This window comes from Streptacidiphilus alkalitolerans (assembly GCF_042511045.1).
In the GTDB taxonomy this organism is placed as follows: Bacteria; Actinomycetota; Actinomycetes; order Streptomycetales; family Streptomycetaceae; genus Streptacidiphilus; species Streptacidiphilus alkalitolerans.
On record NZ_JBHEZX010000004.1, the window covers coordinates 394,800 to 416,990 of the forward strand.

Consider the following 22,191-nt stretch of genomic DNA (forward strand, 5'->3'; position numbering starts at 1 on the left):
AAGTGGCAGGCGTACGGTCCGGGCGCTGCGGTACCCTGTGCCCATGCGATCCGTGCGCCTGCTTCTTGGCCGGCCGCGCTGACACGAGCCGACTTCCAGTCGGAGTCAGCGTGGCGACCCCTCATGTGAGGGGTCTTTCTGTTTTCCGGCACCCCCCGGACCAAGCAGTCGGCAGCGAGCAACCCCTGATGGAGTCTGAGGACGATGAGCGAGACCACACCCGAGGCGCCCGAGGCGTACCGCTACACCCCCGCGCTGGCTGCGAGGATCGAGAGCGCTTGGCAGGACCACTGGGAGCGTGAGCGGGTCTTCGACGCCCCCAACCCGGTCGGCACCCTGGCCGACGCCGGGTCCGACCTGGCCTCGCGTCCGCATGCGTTCATCATGGACATGTTTCCGTACCCCTCCGGGAACGGCCTGCACGTCGGCCACCCGCTGGGCTTCATCGCCACCGACGTCTACGCCCGCCACCTGCGGATGACCGGCCACAATGTGCTGCACACCATGGGCTTCGACGCTTTCGGCCTGCCCGCCGAGCAGCACGCGGTGGCGACCGGGACGCATCCCCGGGAGTCCACCGAGGCCGCGATGGCCATGTACCGCAAGCAGCTGCGCCACCTGGGCCTGGGCCACGACTCGCGGCGCTCCATCGCCACGATCGACCCCACGTACTACAAGTGGACCCAGTGGATCTTCCTGCAGATCTTCAACTCCTGGTACGACCCCGAGGCCGGTACGAACGGCGCGGCGCGTCCGATCAGCGAGCTGGTGGCCCGGTTCGAGCGCGGTGAGCAGGCCACCCCGGACGGCCGCCCCTGGGCCGAGCTGAGCCCGGCCGAGCGCGGCGAGGTGCTGAGCGACTACCGGCTGGCCTACATCAAGATGGCCCCGGTCAACTGGTGTCCCGGGCTGGGCACCGTGCTGGCCAACGAGGAGGTCACCGCGGAGGGCCGCTCCGAGCGCGGCAACTTCCCGGTGTTCAAGTCCAACCTGCGCCAGTGGATGATGCGGATCACCGCCTACGGCGACCGGCTGATCGAGGACCTGGACCTGCTGGACTGGCCGGACGCGATCAAGCTGCAGCAGCGCAACTGGATCGGCCGCAGCGAGGGTGCCAAGGTCGACTTCGCGCTGCCCGGCCACCCCGGCGAGGCGATCACCGTCTTCACCACCCGCCCCGACACCCTGTTCGGCGCCACCTACATGGTGCTGGCGCCCGAGCACGCGCTGGTCGACACCGTCGTCCCGGACGCCTGGCCCTCGGGGTCCTCGGCCGGACTGCCGGAGGAGTGGACCGGCGGCCACGCCACCCCCGCCGAGGCCGTCGCCGCCTACCGCAAGCTGGCCGCGAGCAAGTCCGACGTCGAGCGGCAGGCCGACGCCAAGGCCAAGACCGGCGTCTTCACCGGCGCGTACGCGACCAACCCGGTCAGCGGCGAGCAGGTGCCGGTGTTCATCGCCGACTACGTGCTGATGGGCTACGGCACCGGCGCGATCATGGCCGTCCCGGCCCACGACGTCCGCGACTTCGCCTTCGCCCGCGCCTTCCGGCTGCCGATCCGCTGCGTGGTCCAGCCCGGCGACGACCGCGGCACCGACGCGTCCACCTGGGACGACGCCTTCGTCTCCTACGACGCGGCGATCGTGAACTCCGCCAACGCCGAGATCTCGCTGGACGGCCTGGGCGTCGTGGACGCCAAGAAGGCCATCACCGACTGGCTGGCCGGGCGGGGCATCGGCGAGGGCACGGTCAACTTCAAGCTGCGCGACTGGCTGTTCAGCCGTCAGCGCTACTGGGGCGAGCCCTTCCCGATCGTCTACGACGAGGACGGCGTGGCGCACCCGCTGCCCGAGTCGATGCTGCCGGTCGAGCTGCCCGAGATCGACGACTACTCGCCGCGCACCTTCGACCCGGACGACGCCGACACCTCGCCGGAGACCCCGCTGTCCCGGAACGAGGACTGGGTCGGCGTCGAGCTGGACCTGGGCGACGGGCGGGGCGTCAGGAGCTACCGGCGCGAGACCAACACCATGCCCAACTGGGCCGGCTCCTGCTGGTACGAGCTGCGCTACGTCGACCCCGACAACAGCGCGCAGGTCGTCGACCCGGTCAACGAGTCCTACTGGATGGGCCCGACCGCCGTGAAGCCGGCCGGCGGCGCCGACCTGTACGTCGGCGGCGCCGAGCACGCGGTGCTGCACCTGCTGTACTCGCGGTTCTGGCACAAGGTGCTGTTCGACCTGGGCCACGTCAGCTCCAAGGAGCCGTTCCACAAGCTGTTCAACCAGGGCATGATCCAGGGCGAGGTGTTCCGCGACTCCCGCGGCTTCCCGGTCCCCGCGGCCGAGGTCGAGGAGCGGGACGGCGTCTGGTACTTCGAGGGCGGGCCGGTCAGCCGGGAGATCGGCAAGATCGGCAAGTCGCTGAAGAACGTGGTCGCCCCCGAGGAGGTCACGAACGCCTACAGCGTGGACACCCTGCGCCTGTACGAGATGGCGATGGGCCCGCTGGACGTCTCCCGCCCCTGGGACACCCGCGCCGTGGTCGGCTCCTTCCGCTTCCTGCAGCGGCTGTGGCGCACCGTCGTGGACGAGGAGACCGGTGCCCTGGTGGTCACCGAGGAGGAGCCGGACGAGGCCACCCTGCGGGCGCTGAACAAGGCCATCGACGGCATCCGCGGCGACCTGGCCGGGCTGAAGTTCAACACCGCCGTGGCCAAGGCCACCGAGCTGAACAACTTCCTGGTCAAGCGGGGTTCCACGCCGCGGGTCGTGGCCGAGCAGGCGGTCCTGCTGGTCGCCCCGCTGGCCCCGCACATCGCCGAGGAGCTGTGGCACCGGCTGGGCCACCCGACCTCGCTGGTGCACGAGACCCTGCCGGAGGCCGACCCGGCCTACCTGGTCGACGACACCGTGACCTGCGTGGTCCAGGTCAAGGGCAAGGTCAAGGCCCGGCTGGAGGTCCCGCCGGCCATCGCCGACGCGGAGCTGGAGGCGCTGGCGCTGGGCGACCCCGCGGTGGTGGCGGCGATCGCCGGGGCCGAGGTGCGCAAGGTGATCGTCAGGGCGCCGAAGCTGGTCAACATCGTGGTGTGAGGCTGGCGACGCGAGGATCAGGGCGGCCCTGAAGTGTCCCTGATCTCTCGGGGAATACCGCTCGCGGCGGCCGTACCGCTGTTCCATGGCGCTACCGTGGAACAGCAGTACGGCCGTTCTGCTTGCTGAGCAGTGAGAGGAGCACCGCGTGGAGACGCTGGCCATCGTTCTGGGAATCCTGGTGCTGTTCTTCGGGAGCATCGCGGCCGTCACCGCGCTGGTCGTGGTGAAGACCAAGCGCGCCATCGGCCGCGCCGCGCCGCAGGCCAAGCGCGCGGTGGAGGACGTCGGCATCAAGGCCCGCTCGCTCACCAGGGGCGGCGTGCACGGACGGGTCGCCGCGCTGCGCAGCGAGGTGCGCGGGGCGCTCGCCGCCTCCCGGCGGGTGCTGGAGGCCGGCGCGCCGAGGGATCCGCAACTGGTCGAGGCGCTCGGCCTGCTCGCCCGGCTCGACTCGCACGCCGTCGAGCTCGACGCCGAACTGCGGCTGCTGGAACGGGAACCGGACACGTCCAGGGTGGAGTCCCGCTTCACCCACGCCAAGGAGCGCGGCGAGCGGATCGTCCACCTGGCCTCCTCGCTGCGCTGGGCCGCGCAGGACCGGCAGCACCGCTTCACCGACGACGACCTGGCCCGGCTGGGCGAGGAGTGCGAGGCGGAGGCGGGTGCGCTGCGCCACTGGGCGCCGGCCGCCGTCGAGGCCGATCCGCTGCGCAAGCCCTGACGGGCTCCGCCGTCGGCTTCTGTTGTCCGTGGCGTCACCTGGGGTTTGTCCCCCTGTCCCTCACCCCCGCGGACAGGTAATCTCCGGGACATGCCCGTCGCGCTCGTCACCGATTCCACCGCCTATCTCTCCGACGAGGCGGTCACCCGTCATGGGGTGGACGTGGTGCCACTGAGCGTGGTGATGGGCGACGAGGACCTGGAGGAGGGCGTCGCGGTCACACCGGGCGACGTCGCGGCGGCGCTGCAGCGCAAGGTCCACGTCACCACCTCCCGGCCCAGCCCCGAGGCGTTCGCCGCCGCCTACCGCGCCGCGGCCGAGCGGGGCGCCACCGGGATCGTCTCGCTGCACCTCTCGGCCGAGCTCTCGGGGACGTACGAGGCCGCGCTGCTCGCCGCCGAGGACGCACCGGTGCCGGTCCGGGTGGTGGACACCAGGATGGTCGCCATGGCCCTGGGCTACCCGGTGCTGACAGCGGCCGAGGTCGCCCAGACGGGCGGCAGCCTGGACGAGGTCGCCGCCGCCGCGGAGAAGCGGGCCGCGGCCACCACCGGGTTCTTCTACGTCGACACCCTGGAGTACCTGCGGCGGGGCGGGCGCATCGGCGCGGCCCGGGCGCTGCTCGGCTCCGCGCTGGCGGTGAAGCCCCTGCTGCACCTGGCCGACGGCCGGATCCAGCCGCTGGAGAAGGTACGGACGTCGAGCCGGGCCATCGCCAGGCTGGAGGAGATCGCCATCGCCCAGGCCGGAACGGCCGAGGTGGATCTGGCGGTGCATCACCTGGCGGCGGAGGCAGGCGCGTTGACCCTCGCGGAGCGGCTGCGGGAGCGGGTTCCCGGGCTGCGGGAACTGTATGTGGGGGAGGTGGGCGCGGTGATCGGCGCCCATGTCGGCCCGGGGCTGCTGGCGGTCGTGGTGTCACCGCGCTGAGCCGATTCTCACCCTTGCGGGTGAGCGAGTTGTGCACACCCCCCGAGTTGTCCACAGGGCGTCAGTAGCCGTGCTGGGCAGGTGTTTCGCGGGACTAGCGTCGGCGGCATGAGAACCGTGCTGCCCGGCTCGCACCGGGATTCCATGGACGACCTGGTCCGGCAGCGGATGGACACGCTGTTCGGTCCCGGCCGCCGCGACGAGGCCGCGCCACGACGGGTGCGCACGGCCCCGTCGCCTTCACCTTCGCCTTCGCCTTCGCCTTCACCTTCGCCTTCACCTTTGCCGTCGCCGTCGCCGTCGCCATGTCCTCCGCCGTCTGCGCACCCTCCGCCGGGGGTGGATCCCGTCGCCGCGGGTGCCCTGGAGGAGGAGCCGGAGGACCTCCCGCCCCCGCTCCTGCCCCCGCTCCCGGCGCTGCCTTCGGCCTCCGCGCGGGTCCGTTCGCTGCTCCCGCTCGCCGTGCAGGAGCGGCTGGACCTGGACCGGCGGGCGGTGGTCGGCCTCTGCGTCCTGCTGGTCCTCGCCCTCGGCTACGGGGTGCAGCACTTCTGGGTGGGCCGTCCGGAACCCGTCGCCGTCCCGGTCGCCGAGACTGCCGGGACGGCGACGGCGGGGGCCACGGCGGCGTCCGTGGTGTCACCGGAGCCGACCGTGGGCGGAACCGGGACAGCGCCGAAAGCCGCGGGTGCCGCGGGGGCTACCGGCGGGGTGATCGTGGACGTCGCCGGCCGGGTCCGCCGTCCGGGCGTCCGTACGCTGCGCCCCGGCGCGCGGGTTCAGGACGCCCTGCGCGCCGCCGGTGGCGCGCTGGCCGGCACCGACCTGACGAATCTGAACCTGGCCAGAATCGTCAACGACGGCGAGGAGATCATCGTCGGCGGGACGGCGGCAGCGGCTCCCGGCGGGCCCGGTGCCCCTGGCGTGCCTGGTGTGCCAGGTGTGCCCGCAGCGCCGGGCAGCCCGCTGAGCCTCAACACCGCGACCGCCGACCAACTCGACGCACTGCCCGGGCTGGGACCCGTCCTGGTGCAGCGCATCATCCAGTACCGCGACCAGCACGGCGGCTTCCGCTCGGTCGACGACCTCCGGCAGATCAGCGGATTCGGCGAGCGCCGCCTCAAGGACCTCCGCGCCCTGCTCCGACCCTGACGAGAGGAGGCGCAGCCATGACGACCCGCCGTCCGCCACCCACCGCACCACACACACCGGAGCCGCGCACACCTGGACGGCACGCACCTGGACGGCACGCACCTGAGCCACCGCCGCAGGACCTGCGGTTGGTCGGGCCCGCCCTCACCGTGTGGGCCACCGCCGCCGCCGTCCTCGGCGTCGGTCCCGCCGGCGTGCCATGGGTACGGCTGGCCGCGCTGCTCGCCGCGGCCACTGCCCTGCTCCTGATGCGCCTGTCAACCCGTGCCCGTCCTTCCCGCCACCCCGTCCGACCCTTCCGCTCCCGCCCCTCCTTCCGCCCCTTCCGCCCGCTCCGCCGTCCGCTGACCGGACGTTCGCTGGCCGGGCTGCTGCTCAGCGCCGGTGCGGCGGCCGTCGCCACCACCCTGGCCACCGCCGATCTGCACCGAGGCCCGCTGCCCGAACTGGCGCGCCGTCAGGCCACCGTGACCGTCGATCTGACCATCACCAAGGACCCGCGGCAGGGCCACGCGGGGGTGGCTCCGTATGTCGTCCTCCAGGCCGTTGTCGACCGGGTCGGCGCTACCGCGGTGAGGACCCCGGTCGTCGTCATCGCCCAAGGCAGCCGCGTCGGCAGCCGCTCCCGGGGGAAGGACCCCGGCCCGGGAGTCGACGCCTGGCTCGCCCTGCTGCCCTCGACCCGACTGACCGTCCAGGCCCGGCTGCAGGAAGTGGCCCCGGGCGGTGACACCGCGGCCCTGCTGCTCACCCGCGGCCCACCGCAGGTGCTCTCGCCCCCGGGACAGGTGCAGCGTGCGGCGGGGGCGCTGCGGGCCGGGCTGCGCCGGGCCAGCGCCCCGTTGGCTCCGGATCCCCGCGCGCTGCTCCCCGGCCTGGTCGTGGGGGACACCAGCGAAATGCCCGACGACCTGGAGGAGGCCTTCCTCGCCACCGACCTCGCCCACATCACTGCCGTAAGTGGTGCAAACCTCAGTATCTTGTTGGTGCTGCTGATCGGCGCGGCCTCACGCTCCCGTACCCCGGAACGCGGCGGCCTCGCTGCCCGACTCGGGTTGCCGCTGCGGCCGACGGCCCTGGTCGGAGCCTTGCTGACGGCCTGCTTCGTCGTCCTCTGCCGTCCCGATCCCAGCGTGCTGCGGGCGGCCACCACCGGCCTGGTCATGCTGTTGGCCCTGGCGACCGGGCGCCGGGCCTCCGCGCTCTCCGCCCTCAGCGGGGCCACGCTGCTGCTGATGCTGGTCGACCCGTGGCTGGCCCGTTCCTACGGCTTCGCGTTGTCCGCGCTGGCCACGGCCGGAATCCTGGTGCTGGGTCCGCGCTGGACCGAGGCGCTGGTCCAGCGGGGCTGGCCGGAACGGCTCGCCGAGGCGGTCGGCTGCGCGGCGTCGGCCCAGGTGATGTGCGGCCCGCTGCTGGCCCTCAAAGCAGCGAGGGTCAGTGTGGTGGCGATCCCCTGCAACCTGCTCGCCGAGATCGCGGTGGCCCCGGCCACCCTGCTCGGCTTCGCCGCCCTCGCGGCGGCACCGCTGTCCATGCCCGCGGCCGTGGTGCTGGCCAGGTTGGCCGCCGTCCCGGCGAGTTGGATCATCATGCTCGCCCGCTGGGCCGCCGATCTGCCCGGGGCGGAGCTGGCCTGGCCGGGCGGCTGGGGCGGCGCACTGCTGCTGGTCGCCGTCACCTGCGCGGCGGTCGCCTGCCTTCCGGTGCTGCGCCACCGCTTCGTCGCCCTGGCGCTGACCTTGGCGCTACTTGCCCTGCTGTTACGACCGGCGCCGCTGACCCGGCTGGTCACCGGCTGGCCGCCGCCGCACTGGAGGGTCGTCGCCTGCGACGTGGGCCAAGGTGACGCGCTGGTGATCTCCTCGGGGACGGACCCGGGCACCGCCCTGGTGATCGACGCGGGGCCTGACCCGCACGCCGTCGACAGCTGTCTGCGCAGCCTGGAGATCACCCGCATTCCGCTGCTGCTGCTCACCCATGACCACGCCGACCATGCCGAGGGCCTGCCCGGAGTCCTGCACGACCGTGAGGTGGGCGCCATCGAGACCACCCCTGACCAGGACCCGCCCGGCGAGTGGGCCAGGATCCGGCGTTGGGCCGGTGCCGCGCGCATCCCGCTGCTGGAGGCCGCCCCCGGCGAGCGCCGCGGCCTGGGCGACCTGCACTGGCAGGTGCTCTGGCCGGCCGGACCGCTGGACGCCGGAACCCCCGGGCCCAACAACGCCAGCGTTGCCCTGCTCATCACCACCCCGCAGCTGCGGATGGCCTTCCTCGGCGATCTGGAACCGCCCGCCCAGGCCCGACTGCTCGACCACCTCGCCGACTACCCGGCCCTGCGCCACGTGGACGTCCTCAAGGTCGCCCACCACGGCTCGGCCAACCAGGACGCCGAACTGATCCGCGCGCTCGCCCCGCGCCTGGCGCTGATCTCCTGCGGCCTGGGCAACAGCTACGGCCACCCGGCCCCGGCCACCCTGCGCCTGCTCCGCTCGATCGGCAGCACCGTGCTCCGCACCGACCAGCAGGGCGACCTGGCCGTCATCGACCAGGTGGGCAGGATCTCGGTCGCCACCCGTCCCCGATAATGCCGAGGTGCACAGTTCTGATGACCCCTACTCCGATGACCACTACGTTCTGGTCCTCCCCGACCGCGACGCCGCTGACTCTGTCGCCGAGCAGCTCGCCGCCACGCACCCCGCGCTCCCCGAGCCCGAACTGCACCGCGAGGCGCTGGCCGGCGAGGACGACGCCGAGGACGCCCAGTGGCTGGTCGTCCTCCAACCGCCGCTCCCGCCCGGCCTCACCCCGGCCGTCCTGGACGCGCTCGCCGCCGACCACGACGGCTGGCTGGAGGGCCACCCGCCGGGGTCACCGCCGGAGGACTGAGCCCGTGCTGTCGGCACGCTGTCGGCCCCGGCCGATAGGCTGACCGCGATGGCTAAGAACCCGACCGAAGACCTACTCGCCCCGCTGACCGTCGTCGTCGGCCAGGAGGAGCTGCTGCTCGACCGCGCCGTGGCGCAGACCACCACCGCGGCCCGGCAGGCCGACCCGGACACCGACCTGCGCGACCTGCAGCCCGGCATGCTGCAGCCGGGCATGCTCAGCGAGCTGACCAGCCCGTCGCTGTTCTCCGAGCGCAAGGTCATCGTCGTCCGCGCCGCCCAGGACCTCGCCGCCGACACGGTCAAGGAGATCAAGGCCTACCTGGACAACCCGGCGCCCGAGGTGATGCTGGTCCTGGTGCACGCGGGAGGGGCCAAGGGCAAGGGCCTGCTGGACGCGGCCAAGAAGGCGGGTGCCCGCGAGGTGGTCTGCCCCAAGCTGACCAAGCCCGCGGAGAAGCTGGCGTTCGTCCGCTCCGAGTTCCGCGTGACCGGCCGCTCCGCGACAGAGGACGCCTGCAAGGCCCTGCTCGACTCCGTCGGCAGCGACCTGCGCGAACTGGCCTCCGCCTGCAGCCAGCTCGCCGCCGACACCGAGGGCACCATCGACGAGACCGTCGTCGCCCGCTACTACACCGGCCGCGCCGAGTCCTCCGGCTTCCAGGTCGCCGACCTCGCCGTGACCGGACGCACCGCCGAGGCGCTGGGCCAGCTGCGCTGGGCCCTGGCGGTGGGGGAGAAGCCCACCGGCATCGTCTTCGCGCTGGCCTCCGGCGTCCGCGCCATCGGCAGGGTCGCGACCGCCGACCGCGGTATGCGGCCCGGTGACCTGGCCCGTGAACTCGGCATGCCCCCATGGAAGATCGACCGCGTCCGGCAGCAGCTCCGCGGCTGGACCGGCGACGGTGTCGCCACCGCCCTCCGCGCCATCGCCGACGCCGACGCCGCCGTCAAGGGCGGCTCCGGCGACCCCGCCTACGCCCTGGAGCAGTGCATCGTCACCGTCTCCGCCGCCGCCCGCTCCCAACGCTGACCCAGTCATACCCAGGCCGGGGCGGCCTCTCGCAGCAGGCGAGGCAGCGCACCACAGTCGCACCTGCCGCGCTGTCACCATGGATCTCAGCGATACACGCGAGCCCGCTGCACATACGTCCCACACAGATGACAGGACCCGGCCCGAGGATGCGCACCCTCGACACCCCCGGCAACCAGGACCAGGTCGTCCAAGAACACCCGATAGCACCCAGCATGACCAACAGCGACAACCGGCGACCCCCGGTCCCCGCGGATCAGCCTGCACCGCAACCCGTCGGCCGGCTCCTGACAGTACGAGCAACGAACGCCCGCGGTCATCCAGTCACCTCCAGAGAGGCCCAGCGCTCAGCACACGCGACCACGGACCATCCCAGGCGGCTGTCCTGCAGCGCGAGCATTGAGGGTGCCGCTGTGTCCTCCATGTCGCCGACGGTAGGTATGGCCGGCAAGCGTCCTCAACGGATGTGCGGGAACTTGCAGCAGCTCATCCGAGTGCCTGGATCGCCGCCCCGACGAGCCGCCGTGCTGTCCCGCCGTAACAGGCCAGCGCCGCAAGGTCGGTGAAGGTCTGTCCGTACATTGCGACCTCGTGCGGCTGAGTCACCGTCAGGTGCGCGGACACCAGCTCCACGTTCACCTGCGCGTCGTCGTAGAGCGTGAAGGACTCAACGGGCCAGCCTGCTCCCCGCCGTGCCCCCACAGGGATCACGCCAAGGCTCACGGACGGAAGGAGGGCCAGTTGGATGAGGTGGCCGAGCTGGGCGCCCATGACGTCGACGTCGCCGATGACCGTCCTCAGCACCCACTCCTCGACCAGGAACGCGAAGCGGTGATCATGTGAGCGGAGGATGCTCTGGCGAGCCATGTGGACGGCAACCGCTTCCGCCACGTCGTCGCGCACGCCGCGCAGGGCGACGATGGTGTTCAGCACGGCGGTGCTGTACGCCTCGGTCTGGAGCAGGCCGGGGATGACCCAGGACTGGTAGATCCGGAAGCGTCGGGTGCGCTCGAACAGCGGTTGCACGTTCTCCTGGACCTGACGCAGACCTGCCCGTTCGATGCGTCGCCACTCGACGTACATTCCGTCGATGCCACGGGCGGTGGCGATCAGGTCAGCGATCTCGTTCGACGCACCGCAGTGCAGCGTCCACGCCCGCAGGTCGGCGTCCGACGGGGTCACCCTGCCGTGCTCGATCCGGGAGCACTTCGACTCGTGCCATTCGCACAGCGCAGCCAGCGCCCTCGCGGTCAGCCCGGCATCGAGCCGGATCTCGCGGAGGCGCTGGCCGAGTGCTTGTCTGGCCTGCTCAACGCTGGACGCTGGTGCGGTCGGTGACACAGTCCCAACTGTCGGTTAGGCGGGCCGGTAGTCGTCATGGTCGATGGCGCGCTCCCACACCGCTTCGAAGGCGGAGGTGCAGAGTTTTGCCACGGCCGGGTCGCTGGTGACCTCCTCGGTGACGAAGTCTCCGTCGCCGCTGAAGTGGTGGACCATGACGATGCTGTCGTCGATCACCCAGAAGTCGTTCCCGGGCAATGGGATGTCGGTGGCCTGTCGGCGAGGAAGCCAGCGCACCCGTTCGCCTGCCGCCGTGTTGGTGAAGGTGACGTCGTACTCGAAGCGGATGTACTCGCTGACTGGTTCGGAGACGATGCGCGCCCGGCGCAGGTCGACACCGCGCTGTGTGGTGTCTGCGATGATCTGCAACCAGGGACGCCACCATGACCGGCGGTCGGCCGGGTCGTACCGGTGGCCGGCCTTCCAAGCGATGAACAGCGGGTCGTCGAGCATGTAGCCGTCGCGCATCTCCAGGTGTACCGCTGACCGTTCGCAGCTGCGCAGCAGTTGCTCAAGCGTCGGAGCCGCCATCGTTGACCTCCGGGAAGAACCGCATCATCCGCCGGGGAAATTCGATCACGGTCTCGTGCTCGGGGATGTCCATTTCAGCGAGTCGCGCAGAATCGGTGATCTTCCAGCCCTGCAGCACGTAGTTGTCGGTGACGTCGTCGAGGTACACGGTGGGGGACTTGCCGTCGGGGCTGTCGGGGTCCTTGCCGAGCAGGTGTAGTGCCATGGCTGTTGCCTCTCTCGATCGGGGAGGTGCTGTGATCGAGATTGCACGCTCCGCTGTCGAGATGGCCAGGAGTGTGCAGGAACTTGCACGTCCAATCCCTGGCGAGAATCAAGAGATCGTCTGAGACCGGGCCATCGCCGCCGCAAAGGCCCGCGCAGGCTGTGCGTAATGCCAAGCGGCGTCCCTGATCTGGCACGCGTTGAGCACTTCGGTCGGATCTTCGGTCAACTCGACACCGAGCGTTCGGTCTGAGCTGTCGAAGTGCAGCCGTGCCAGGGTCTTGAAGTCGAACAGCAAGAAGTCGGTCTGCGGCAACTCCAATTCCTCGGCCCTGTGCCGTCCGAGGATCCTGATGTCCTCCGGCCTGGCCAAGGAGCTGGCCAGCAGGAAGCGTTGATTGTCGATCATCGGATCGTCAACGATGCGTGCCCGTTCGAACCGCTTCCCGGACGCGAGTTGGTGGCTCACGTTGAGCACCCAGGGGTTGTCTGGCTCGTCGGACACGGCACCGCTGCGCTGGAACTGACGGAATGTCTCGGAGGTCAGAGCGGCAACCCCTCGGCGCGAAACGCGTGAGCAGGGCCCGGGGGATGACGACGAAGGTCTCCGAGTGCTTGACGTCCCGCAACTACTCCAGCGCCTGCGGGTCGGTGAGCCGGTCGCCCTGGACGGCGATGTCGCCGGTTTCGGTCTCGTACAGGGTCGGGCAGTCGCCGTCCTTCGAGGTGGTGCCGAGGAACGTGAGTTTCATGGTGATCACCCTTCGTTCGATCCCGGATCTGTGACCGGGCTGCTGCGCACCGTAGTGGTATGGCGGCGAGAATCAGAAGGGGGCACTCGCGCCGGGCTTCCGGGCGCTTCCGGCGGGCGCGAGGGCGGCTGGAACGACCACTGCCCGCCGGGGGCTTCCCCGGCGGGCAGTGGGCAATCAGCCTGTGAGCAGGCGTTTCGTATGTGTTGTTGCTGCACCGCACCCGCGTGGCGAACGCAGGCCGCGTGCGGTGCGTGGGTTCCGCGCAGCGTCTGGATAGAGGGCCGGACGAAGTCTGCGCGGAGGGTGGAGCGGTTGGACAGCAGGCAGATCAGGCCTGGTGGCCGGCAATCTTGGCGCTGAGAGCAGACTTCTTGTTGGCAGCCTGGTTCTTGTGGATAACGCCCTTGCTGGCGGCCTTGTCGAGCTTCTTGTTGGCCTCGCGGGTCAGCACGATGGCCTTCTCGAAGTCGCCCGCCTCCACGGCCTCACGGGCCTTGCGGACGGCGGTCTTCAGCGAGGACTTGACAGACTTGTTGCGCTGCCGAGCCTTCTCGTTGGTCTTGATGCGCTTGATCTGGGACTTGATGTTCGCCACGAAAGAGCCTCAGTCTGATTGGTTGGAACAGAAGGTGTGTCCGCTAGGCCACCGGCCCGAGGGCATGGGGCATCGCAGACACGATGGCCCAGACTACCAGCGGGCCGGGGCCCGGCCCAAACCGGTCATGCCGGGCCCGGCCTCGATCCCGCCACTGGCTCGCCGTAGTGCTCGACGAGTGGGAACGGGTCGTAGTAGGGGTGCAGCAGCTCGCGCCACTGCGCGTACTCGGGGGAGCGGCGGAAGCCCTCGGTGTGGTCCTCGACACGTTGCCACTCCACCTGGAGCAGGAAACGCGACTCGCGTCCGGGGTCCAGGCAGGGCAGCAGCCGCAGGGCGAGGAAGCCGGGCTGCGCGGCGATCAGCGGGCGGGCCTGCCGGAACGCGGCCAGGAACTCCTCCCGGCGGCCGGGGACGACGTCGAGTACCGCGGATTCCAGGATCATGGGCTGTGATCCTCCCCGCTCTCCGCACGCGGTGCCAGTCGTCTGTGCCAGGGTGGGCGGCATGCTCCCAGTCATCGACCGCCTGCACGCCAAGGTCTCCGGCAACCGTTCCGCGCTGCTGCTCTCCGGCCTGCTGGCCGGGTCGGGGGTGCTGCACTTCGCCGTCCCGGGACCGTACGACTCGATCGTCCCCAAGGTGCTGCCCGGCAGCCCGCGGGCCTGGACCAAGGCCAGCGGCGCGGTCGAGCTGGCGGTCGCCGCGGCCGTGGCGCTGCCGCAGACCCGCCGGGTCGGCGGGCTCGCCGCGGCCGGGCTGCTGGCGGCGGTCTTCCCGGCGAACGTGCAGATGGCCTACGACTACCGGAACGCCTCGCCGGTGAAGCGGGCCGTCGCGTTCGGCCGGCTGCCGCTTCAGGCTCCGCTCATCGGCTGGGCCCTCGTGGTCCGCGGTCGCGCCTCCGGCGCACCCGGCCGGGTGCCCGGCAAGGCGTCCGAGTAGGCCGCGAAGCGCCCAGGCGCGGGCCGAGAACGAGCTGCTGCTGCTGCGCGACGTGCGTGCCCTGCCTCCGCGTGACGCCGCGCGCCCAGCCACACGCTCAGGCGCGTGCCCAGCTACACACCCAAGCCGCGCGTCCAGCCACATACCTAAGCCACACGCTAAGGCGCGTGCCAGGCCGTGCCCCCGCGCCCAGCCGCGGTCGCGGTCGCGGCAACAGACCCCGGCGAACAGGCCCCCGCGAACCGCCCCCGGCGAAAGCCGGGAACGCCGCCCGGACGGGCCTGAGCGGCGAGGTCCCCGCTCGTGGGACGATAGGTGTACCTTCCCGGTCGCGCCCTCGCCTGGACGTCACGCGGACGCCGTGCGGAAGGAGCCTGCTCCAGCCACTCGACACCATTGGACCCTGAGTGCCCGCCATCCCCGTCAACGTTCCGCAGCCAAGCCGTACCGACCCGGCGCTGATCCGCAACTTCTGCATCATCGCCCACATCGACCACGGCAAGTCCACGCTCGCCGACCGGATGCTGCAGATCACCGGCGTGGTCGACCCTCGGCAGATGCGTGCCCAGTACCTCGACCGCATGGACATCGAGCGCGAGCGCGGCATCACCATCAAGTCGCAGGCGGTCCGGCTGCCCTGGGCCCCGCTGACCGGTGAGCAGCAGGGCACCACGCACATCCTCAACATGATCGACACCCCCGGGCACGTCGACTTCACCTATGAGGTCTCCCGTTCGCTGGCGGCCTGCGAGGGCACCCTGCTGGTGGTGGACGCGGCCCAGGGGATCGAGGCGCAGACCCTCGCCAACCTCTACCTGGCGCTGGAGAACGACCTCACCATCATCCCGGTGCTCAACAAGATCGACCTGCCGGCCGCCCAGCCGGAGAAGTACTCCGAGGAGCTCGCCCGGATCATCGGCTGCGACCCCGAGGACGTGCTGCTGGCCAGTGCGAAGAGCGGTCTCGGCGTCGAGGCGATCCTGGACGAGGTCGTGAAGCGGGTGCCGGCCCCGGTCGGCGTCAAGGACGCCCCGGCCCGCGCGATGATCTTCGACTCGGTCTACGACACCTACCGCGGCGTGGTCACCTACGTCCGGGTGGTCGACGGTGAGCTGACCAAGCGCGAGCGCATCCAGATGATGTCCACCGGCGCCACTCACGAGCTGCTGGAGATCGGCGTCATCTCGCCGGAGCCCAAGGTCGCGGACGGCCTGGGGGTCGGCGAGGTCGGCTACATCATCACCGGGGTGAAGGACGTCCGGCAGTCCAAGGTGGGTGACACCATCACCTCGATGCACAAGGGCGCGACCGAGGCGCTGGGCGGTTACAAGGACCCGCGCCCGATGGTGTTCTCCGGCCTCTACCCGCTGGACGGCTCGGACTACCCGCTGCTCCGCGACGCGCTGGACAAGCTGCGGCTCAACGACGCCGCGCTGGTCTACGAGCCGGAGACCTCGGTGGCGCTGGGCTTCGGCTACCGCTGCGGCTTCCTCGGCCTGCTGCACCTGGAGATCATCCGGGAGCGGCTGGAGCGCGAGTTCAACCTGGACCTGATCTCCACCGCGCCCAACGTGGTCTACCGGGTGGTGATGGAGGACGGCAGCGAGATCACCGTCACCAACCCCAGCGAGTTCCCCGGCGGCAAGATCACCGAGGTGAACGAGCCGATCGTGCGCGGCACCATCCTCGCGCCCAACGAGTTCGTCGGCGCGATCATGGAGCTGTGCCAGGGCCGCCGCGGTGCGCTGCAGGGCATGGACTACCTCTCCGAGGACCGGGTCGAGCTCCGCTACACCCTTCCCCTCGCCGAGATCGTCTTCGACTTCTTCGACCACCTGAAGTCCAAGACCCGCGGCTACGGCTCCTTCGACTACGAGCCCATCGGCGAGCAGGCGGCCGACCTGGTGAAGGTCGACATCCTGCTGCACGGTGACGCGGTGGACGCCTTCTCCGCCGTGGTGCACAAGGACAAGGCCTACAACTACGGCGTGATGATGGCCGGGAAGCTGCAGAAGCTGATCCCGCGCCAGCAGTTCGAGGTGCCGATCCAGGCCGCGATCGGCTCGCGCGTCATCGCTCGCGAGACCGTCCGGGCGATCCGCAAGGACGTGCTGGCGAAGTGCTACGGCGGTGACATCTCCCGTAAGCGGAAGCTGCTGGAGAAGCAGAAGGAGGGCAAGAAGCGGATGAAGATGGTCGGCCGGGTGGAGGTCCCGCAGGAGGCCTTCATCGCCGCGCTGTCCACCGACGCCGATGCCCCGGCGGCCGACAAGAGGAAGTAGCAGCACGGCAGTTAGCACCGGTGGGGCCCGTCCTTCGACGGGCCCCACCGCTATGTCCACCGGCTGCGTCCAGGCACGGGCACCGGCCGTGTACTGGCGCGCGTACCGGCGTGCACACGGGTGCGGTAGCCTCCCGCTGCCAACTGCTGTCGCGTGTGGAAGCCGGGACGTCCGATGCCAGAGCACAGCCAGCCCCTGTCCGACCCGCGGGTCTTCGCCGGCCTGGGCCTGGACCGGCTCGGGGCGACCCCGCTGCGCGGCGTCGATCCCCGGCAGGTCGGCCCGTTCCGGATCGTGGCCCTGCTCGGCAGCGGCGGCATGGGCCGGATCTACCTCGGCCGGGACACCGCACGGGACGGGCTCGCCGCAGTCAAGGTGATCCGGCCCGAGTACGCCGAGGACGACCAGTTCCGCCGCCGCTTCAAGCGCGAGTCGGAGTCGCTGGCCCGGGTCCAGGGCGGGCAGACCGCGGTGCTGCTGGGCAGCGGCTTCGACGACGAACTGCTGTGGATGGCCACCGAGTACATCCCCGGCCTCAGCCTGACCGCGACGGTCGCCGAGTACGGGACGCTCGACCTCGCGGCGACCTGGCGGCTGGCCGCCGACCTGGGCCAGGCCGTGGCGGCGATGGCCGAGGCCGAGGTGGTGCACCGGGACATCAAACCGTCCAACGTCATCCTCGGCCCGGACGGCTGCCGGGTGATCGACTTCGGTATATCCCAGGCCGGGGACGCCAGTTCGATCACCATGACCGGCCAGCAGGTCGGCACCCCGGCCTATATGTCACCCGAGCAGGTACGCGGCCTCCCGGTGCGGACCGCTTCCGACGTCTTCGCGCTGGGCTCGGTCCTGGCCTATGCGCTCACCGGCAACGCCCCCTTCGGCGACGGCACCAGCGTCGACGTGCTGCACCGGGTGGCGTACGAGCCGCCGAAGGAGGACGTGCTGGACCGGGTCGCCGGGATCGATCCGGATCTGGCCGCGCTGATCGCCTCCTGCCTGGACAAGGACCAGGAGCGGCGGCCGGGGCCGGAGTCGGTGATGGAGACAGCGGCGACCCGTCAGGTGCCGGCCCCCTGGCCGCAGTCGCTCACCGACGCGGTGATGACCCGTATTCAGATCGCGGCGGCTGTACGGCAGTTGCCGCTGGAGCAGGTGCCGGTGCCGGTGCAGGAGACGCTGCTGCTCGGCCGGGGCGCGGCGGCGGTGTCGTCGACCCCGGGAGCACCGGCGGCCGAGACTCCCGTGCCGGTACCGGTGCTGTCGCCCACGCCGGTGCACGGGCAGCAGGCGCCGACGCCGCCCACGGTCGCGGCACTGCAGGGACCGCTCGCACCCCCGTACTTTCCGCAGACCGCCGCCCCGGCGGTGGTCCCCGTGGCTGAACTGCCCCGGTACACGCAGCCGCGGGAGTCCCGGGGCGGCCGACTCGGGCTCCGGACCGGGCTGTTGGTCGGCGGCGCGGTGGTGGCGGTCGCGGCTGTCGCCGGGACGGCGGTGCTGCTCACCGGCTCCTCGGGCGGGTCTGCGGCAGCCGTGGCGGTCGGCTCGGTCGGAGCCACGGCGACGGACCCGGCAACAGGCGCGGGCGCGGGTCCGCTCCCGGCCGGGGCGGCTTCGTCCTCCGCCGCGAACCAGGCTTCGGCGTCCGGTGCGGCCCCCGCGTCCGGCTCCCCGTCCCCGGGCTCCTCGGCGCAGCCGGGACAGTCGGCGCAGCCGGGGCAGAGCGCGGGGGCGCCCGGCAGCGTCCCGGCCAAGGGGGCCTCGCAGCCGCCGGCGCCGGTGCAGACCACCGCGCGGGCCGGTACCTCGGCTGCCCCGCCCGCCACCGCGGCTCCGCCCAAGACCAGCCCGCCGGCCACCAAGTCCGTGCCGCCGTGGGACCAGGCCTGCACCTACTACTCGGGGAACGCGGAGACCGACCCAGGGGCCGCGAACGTCCGGGTCACCGAGCTCCAGTGCCTGCTGGTCCACCGCGGCTACAGCGTGGGCTCCTCGGGGGTGGACGGACAGTTCGGCAAGGACACCGAGGCCGCGGTGAAGAAGTTCCAGACGGCCAAGCACCTGGAGGTGGACGGCCAGGTGGGGCCGCTGACCTGGGCCGCCCTGCGCAGCGCCAACTAAGCGCCAACTAAGCGCCAACTGAGCGCTGACTGAGCGCCGACTGGACAACGGCGGGACGCGCGGGCCCACCTGCGGGGACGTGCGGGACATGGGGGACGCCGACAGTCCGGTCGGCCGAGCAGTGGTTGTCGGATACATGCCTGGGGATCGGGCGCGGTCGTAGCGTCCGCTGTCGACGGTCGGCCCGGCCGCCACCTCCACCCCACCCAGGAGGCCCCGATGTTCTCCGGACTTCTCCGCAGTAGACGCACCGTCAGCCGCCTTGCCCCCGCGGTCGTCCTCGGCCTGGTCGCGGCCGGACTGGCGGTCGCCGCGGGAGGCGGCCAGGCCGCAGCGGCGACCGGCAGTTTCCAGCAGGTCAGCAGCTTCGGCAGCAACCCCGGCGGGCTGCAGATGTTCAGCTATCTCTCCAGCGCTCCGCAGAGCAAGGCACCGCTGGTGGTGGCCCTGCACGGCTGCACCCAGACCGCCACCGGCTACCACCAGGACTCGGGCTGGCAGAAGTACGCCGACCAGTGGGGCTTCGACGTGGTCTACCCGCAGCAGACCAGCACCAACAACTCCAGCGAGTGCTTCGACTTCTTCGACCCGGCCCAGGACAGCCGGGGCCAGGGCGGCGCGGCCTCGGTGCTGCAGATGGTGCAGTACATGGAGGCGCATTACAGCATCGACGCCTCACGGGTCTATGTCACCGGGCTGTCGGCGGGCGGCGGCCTGACCTCGGAACTGCTGGCCGACTACCCGGACGTCTTCGCCGGCGGGGCGGTGGACTCGGGGCTGCCGGCCCAGTGCGCGACCGGCGGCAGCGCCTCGGCCTACACCTGCATGGGCGGCGCGGTGAACAAGACCGTCGCCCAGTGGGCGAAGCTGGCGACCGACTCCGACCCCGGCTGGACCGGCCCGTGGCCCCGGGTCGCGATCTGGCAGGGCACCTCCGACTACACCGTCAACCAGGCCAATGCCACCGAGCTCAGGGACCAGTGGACCGGGGTCTGGGGCATCTCGCAGACGCCGTCGAGCACCCGGACGCTGACCGGTGGCACCACCGAGAGCGACTACAACGACAGCAGTGGCCGACCGGCCGTGCAGACCTACTTCATCTCGGGGATGGGGCACGGGCTCGCGGTGAACCCGGGCAGCGGCGCCGACCAGTGCGGGGCCACCGGGGCGTACTTCCTCGGGTCGATCTGCTCCAGCTACTACACCGCGCTGTTCTGGGGCCTGGACCAGAGCACCGGCAGCACGCCGACGCCGACGCCAACCCCCACCCCGACCGCTACGCCGACGCCGACCCCCACCGCTACGCCGACGCCCACCCCGACGCCGACGCCCACCCCGACGCCGACCTCCACCTTCAAGCCGCTCTGCTTCAGCACCGACAACTACCACCAAGTCACCGCAGGCCGTGCCACCCAGAACCTCGGCTACGTCTACGCCCTGGGCTCGCAGCAGAACATGGGCCTCTACAACCTCTTCGTCACCCACACCCTTGAGGAGACCTCGCCCGGCTACTACGTGATCGCCGACTCGGGGTGCCCCGCCTGAGCCACGCCCGGCCGGGGCACCCCGCCGCACCACACCGCTCTGCGTCAGGCCGCGGTCCACTCCGGGTCGCGGCCCGACAGGGCGAGCGCGCGGTCGAACGGGGTGGCGTCGGGGGCGACCGGCAGCGGCTCGGCGAAGCCCTGGTACTGCCGGTACATCTCGGCGTACTCCTCGACCAGGCCGACCGTGGCCGCCTCGGCGCTGCCGGGGACGTGGAACTCCTGGCCGGTGGCCACGGCGAGCTCCCAGCCGTGCAGGACCAGCTCCAGCAGGATCATTCCGGCGACGGCCGCCGCGGGCATGCTGGCATCGCCCATCTTGACCTCGCCCTCCCACACCGCCGGGTCCGACCAGGCGGCCAGCGCCCGGTCCAACTGCTCGGTGTACGCCTGGGCCCAGCCGGGCTCGGAGGTGAAGTCGCGCTGCTGCCAGTCGTCGGGGACGGACTCGCCGCGGGCGCGGAGTTCGAAGTTGTAGGAGGTCCAGAGCACCAGGTGGTTGGCAAGAGTCCTGACATCCCACTCAGTGTCGGGAGTGGGGTCGGAGAGCTGGTCGTCGGAGACGGCGCGGGCGACCCGGGCGGCCTCGGCGGAAGCGGCGGTGAGCTGCGGAAGTAGATTCGTCATGCCCTCCACGCTAGGTCGGCGGCGATCGCCTGTCTTGAAGAAACGCGACAGCCTAGGCTGGGGTCATGACCGGTTCCGACGCCCCGCGCGGAGTGCTCCGTCCGCAGGGCGCGGCCGGGCGCTTCTCCCTCGACCAGCGGCAGCCCGATCCGGCGCTGGAGCCGCTGGTCGAGTTCTACTGGCATGTCCGCTGGGATCTGTGCGGGCAGGCCCCGTACGACCAGAAGGTGCTGTCGCACCCCAATGTGCACCTGGTGTTCGAGGAGCCGCGGGCCGCCGTCTACGGGGTCGACCGCGGGCTCTTCGTACGGCGGCTGGAGGCGCGCGGGCAGGTGCTCGGGGTGAAGTTCCGGCCGGGCGGGTTCCGGGCGTTCTGGGGGCGGCCGGTCCAGGAGCTCGCCGACCGGGTGCTGCCGGCGACCGAGGTCTTCGGTCCGGCGGTGGAGCGGACGAGCCGTCAGATCCTGTCCCTGTCCGGGGAGGACACGATGGTGATGGCCGGGCTCGCGGACGCCTTCCTGCTGGCCCGCCTTCCCGCGATCGACCCGCAGGCGGCCGAGGTCGCCGCGATGGTGGAGACCGCCACCGGCGACCACACCCTGGTCCGGGTGGAACAGCTGGCCGAGCGCCACGGGGTGTCCGTCCGCACGCTGCAGCGGCTGTTCGCCGAGTACGTGGGCGCGGGTCCGAAGTGGGTGCTGCGCCGGGCCCGGCTGCACGAGGCGGCGCAGCGCGCCGAGGACGCGTCCGTCGACTGGTCCGCCCTCGCCACCGACCTCGGCTACGCCGACCAGGCCCACCTCAGCCGCGACTTCACAGCCGTGGTGGGCCTACCGCCCACTCACTACGCCCGCAGCTGAAGGCGAAACGGGGGACGCATGGCTGGTGCTGGTGCCGCTGAGCAGAAGTCCCGGTACCCGCGCGCCCAGTTGCTCAGCCCTGAACTGGCCGGCGCCGGCGGACTGCTGATCGCGGGCGCGGTGGTGGCCGCCCTGGTGGTGCACTACCAGTCGCACCCCGACGGCCCGCGGCTGGCCGGTGACTACCGTGCGGCCCCGGCGGCCGGGGCCTCGGCCTGGACGGCGGACGGCCCGTTCAGCGTCCGCGTCGACGGCATCTCCTGCACGGAGGCGGACTGCACCGTGCGGGTCGAGGTGTGGGGGAGCGCGACGGCGGGGCGCTACCTCCCACCACACCTGCTCGCGGACGGGGGAGCGGCGCTGACCCTTGCCGACGACTCCGGCTCCGGCGCCGGTCCCGCCGCGGTCGCGCCCGACCGAACTACCCACCTGGTCTACCTGTTCCATGCCGCGGCAGACCGGCCGCTGTCCCGGCTGACCCTGAGCAACGGCGCCGCGCCCGACGCACTCACCCTGAGCCGGTAGCACGAACAGCGAAACGGGGCCGGGTGTGTGATCAC

Annotated in this window: 21 protein-coding genes; 13 read left to right on the forward strand and 8 right to left on the reverse strand. The window is 71.5% G+C overall.

Annotated elements, in window-relative coordinates:
• The first annotated feature begins 204 nt into the window (after positions 1-204).
• The 7 genes from leuS to holA all read left to right on the forward strand — a co-directional run bounded on the left by leuS (position 205) and on the right by holA (position 9,823).
• Positions 205-3,096 (forward strand): leucine--tRNA ligase, encoded by a 2,892-nt coding sequence (leuS, locus tag ACEZDG_RS11230; RefSeq protein WP_380506363.1) that lies wholly within the window; start codon positions 205-207, stop codon positions 3,094-3,096.
• A 148-nt stretch (positions 3,097-3,244) separates the two neighbouring features.
• Positions 3,245-3,820 (forward strand): hypothetical protein, encoded by a 576-nt coding sequence (locus ACEZDG_RS11235; RefSeq protein ID WP_380506366.1) that lies wholly within the window; start codon positions 3,245-3,247, stop codon positions 3,818-3,820.
• Between the two features lie 90 nt (positions 3,821-3,910).
• The gene (locus ACEZDG_RS11240) at positions 3,911-4,750 is read left to right on the forward strand and encodes a DegV family protein (protein ID WP_380506369.1); all 840 of its coding nucleotides are present in this window, start codon (positions 3,911-3,913) and stop codon (positions 4,748-4,750) included.
• Positions 4,751-5,089: 339 nt separating this feature from the next.
• Positions 5,090-5,902: a ComEA family DNA-binding protein gene (locus ACEZDG_RS11245; protein ID WP_380506372.1), complete on the forward strand. Its 813-nt coding sequence runs from the start codon at positions 5,090-5,092 to the stop codon at positions 5,900-5,902.
• A 128-nt stretch (positions 5,903-6,030) separates the two neighbouring features.
• A complete protein-coding gene (locus ACEZDG_RS11250; RefSeq protein WP_380506375.1) occupies positions 6,031-8,490 on the forward strand; it encodes a ComEC/Rec2 family competence protein in 2,460 nt (819 codons plus the stop codon).
• A gap of 7 nt (positions 8,491-8,497) precedes the next feature.
• Positions 8,498-8,791 (forward strand): hypothetical protein, encoded by a 294-nt coding sequence (locus ACEZDG_RS11255; protein ID WP_380506379.1) that lies wholly within the window; start codon positions 8,498-8,500, stop codon positions 8,789-8,791.
• A 48-nt stretch (positions 8,792-8,839) separates the two neighbouring features.
• The gene (gene holA / locus ACEZDG_RS11260; RefSeq protein WP_380506382.1) at positions 8,840-9,823 is read left to right on the forward strand and encodes a DNA polymerase III subunit delta; all 984 of its coding nucleotides are present in this window, start codon (positions 8,840-8,842) and stop codon (positions 9,821-9,823) included.
• 486 nt (positions 9,824-10,309) lie between these two features.
• Here the strand turns inward: holA and ACEZDG_RS11265 are convergent, their stop codons facing one another.
• The 7 genes from ACEZDG_RS11265 to ACEZDG_RS11295 form a co-directional block, all read right to left on the reverse strand.
• Positions 10,310-11,164: a helix-turn-helix domain-containing protein gene (locus ACEZDG_RS11265; RefSeq protein WP_380506385.1), complete on the reverse strand. Its 855-nt coding sequence runs from the start codon at positions 11,162-11,164 to the stop codon at positions 10,310-10,312.
• Positions 11,165-11,179: 15 nt separating this feature from the next.
• The gene (locus ACEZDG_RS11270; protein ID WP_380506388.1) at positions 11,180-11,632 is read right to left on the reverse strand and encodes a DUF6879 family protein; all 453 of its coding nucleotides are present in this window, start codon (positions 11,630-11,632) and stop codon (positions 11,180-11,182) included.
• Positions 11,633-11,675: 43 nt separating this feature from the next.
• Positions 11,676-11,900: a hypothetical protein gene (locus ACEZDG_RS11275; protein ID WP_380506391.1), complete on the reverse strand. Its 225-nt coding sequence runs from the start codon at positions 11,898-11,900 to the stop codon at positions 11,676-11,678.
• 108 nt (positions 11,901-12,008) lie between these two features.
• Positions 12,009-12,404, reverse strand: a complete 396-nt coding sequence (locus ACEZDG_RS11280; RefSeq protein WP_380506394.1) for a DUF6879 family protein — start codon at positions 12,402-12,404, stop codon at positions 12,009-12,011.
• Between the two features lie 124 nt (positions 12,405-12,528).
• Entirely contained in the window at positions 12,529-12,651 is a 123-nt protein-coding gene (locus ACEZDG_RS11285) for a hypothetical protein (protein ID WP_380506397.1), read from the reverse strand.
• Between the two features lie 331 nt (positions 12,652-12,982).
• Positions 12,983-13,249 carry a 30S ribosomal protein S20 gene (gene rpsT, locus ACEZDG_RS11290; protein WP_380506400.1) on the reverse strand — a complete coding sequence of 89 codons (267 nt, stop codon included), beginning with the start codon at positions 13,247-13,249 and terminating at the stop codon, positions 12,983-12,985.
• Positions 13,250-13,374: 125 nt separating this feature from the next.
• The gene (locus ACEZDG_RS11295; protein WP_380506403.1) at positions 13,375-13,695 is read right to left on the reverse strand and encodes an antibiotic biosynthesis monooxygenase family protein; all 321 of its coding nucleotides are present in this window, start codon (positions 13,693-13,695) and stop codon (positions 13,375-13,377) included.
• Between the two features lie 61 nt (positions 13,696-13,756).
• Here ACEZDG_RS11295 and ACEZDG_RS11300 point away from each other — a divergent pair, with 61 nt between their 5' ends.
• The 4 genes from ACEZDG_RS11300 to ACEZDG_RS11315 all read left to right on the forward strand — a co-directional run bounded on the left by ACEZDG_RS11300 (position 13,757) and on the right by ACEZDG_RS11315 (position 20,145).
• Positions 13,757-14,194: a DoxX family protein gene (locus ACEZDG_RS11300; protein WP_380506406.1), complete on the forward strand. Its 438-nt coding sequence runs from the start codon at positions 13,757-13,759 to the stop codon at positions 14,192-14,194.
• Between the two features lie 407 nt (positions 14,195-14,601).
• Positions 14,602-16,476: a translation elongation factor 4 gene (lepA, locus tag ACEZDG_RS11305; RefSeq protein WP_380506409.1), complete on the forward strand. Its 1,875-nt coding sequence runs from the start codon at positions 14,602-14,604 to the stop codon at positions 16,474-16,476.
• A 174-nt stretch (positions 16,477-16,650) separates the two neighbouring features.
• A complete protein-coding gene (locus tag ACEZDG_RS11310) occupies positions 16,651-18,600 on the forward strand; it encodes a protein kinase domain-containing protein (protein WP_380506412.1) in 1,950 nt (649 codons plus the stop codon).
• A 219-nt stretch (positions 18,601-18,819) separates the two neighbouring features.
• Complete coding sequence (locus ACEZDG_RS11315; RefSeq protein ID WP_380506415.1) at positions 18,820-20,145, forward strand: extracellular catalytic domain type 1 short-chain-length polyhydroxyalkanoate depolymerase; 1,326 nt, start codon at positions 18,820-18,822, stop codon at positions 20,143-20,145.
• Between the two features lie 44 nt (positions 20,146-20,189).
• Here ACEZDG_RS11315 and ACEZDG_RS11320 read toward each other — a convergent pair whose 3' ends face one another.
• On the reverse strand, positions 20,190-20,771 hold the full coding sequence (locus tag ACEZDG_RS11320) for a TIGR03086 family metal-binding protein (RefSeq protein ID WP_380506418.1): 582 nt from the start codon (positions 20,769-20,771) through the stop codon (positions 20,190-20,192).
• Between the two features lie 65 nt (positions 20,772-20,836).
• Between ACEZDG_RS11320 and ACEZDG_RS11325 the strand changes: the two genes are divergently transcribed.
• Together ACEZDG_RS11325 and ACEZDG_RS11330 are read left to right on the forward strand one after the other, a co-directional pair.
• Positions 20,837-21,631 (forward strand): DUF6597 domain-containing transcriptional factor, encoded by a 795-nt coding sequence (locus tag ACEZDG_RS11325; RefSeq protein WP_380506421.1) that lies wholly within the window; start codon positions 20,837-20,839, stop codon positions 21,629-21,631.
• Between the two features lie 18 nt (positions 21,632-21,649).
• Positions 21,650-22,156, forward strand: a complete 507-nt coding sequence (locus tag ACEZDG_RS11330; protein ID WP_380506424.1) for a hypothetical protein — start codon at positions 21,650-21,652, stop codon at positions 22,154-22,156.
• Positions 22,157-22,191: the final 35 nt, after the last annotated feature.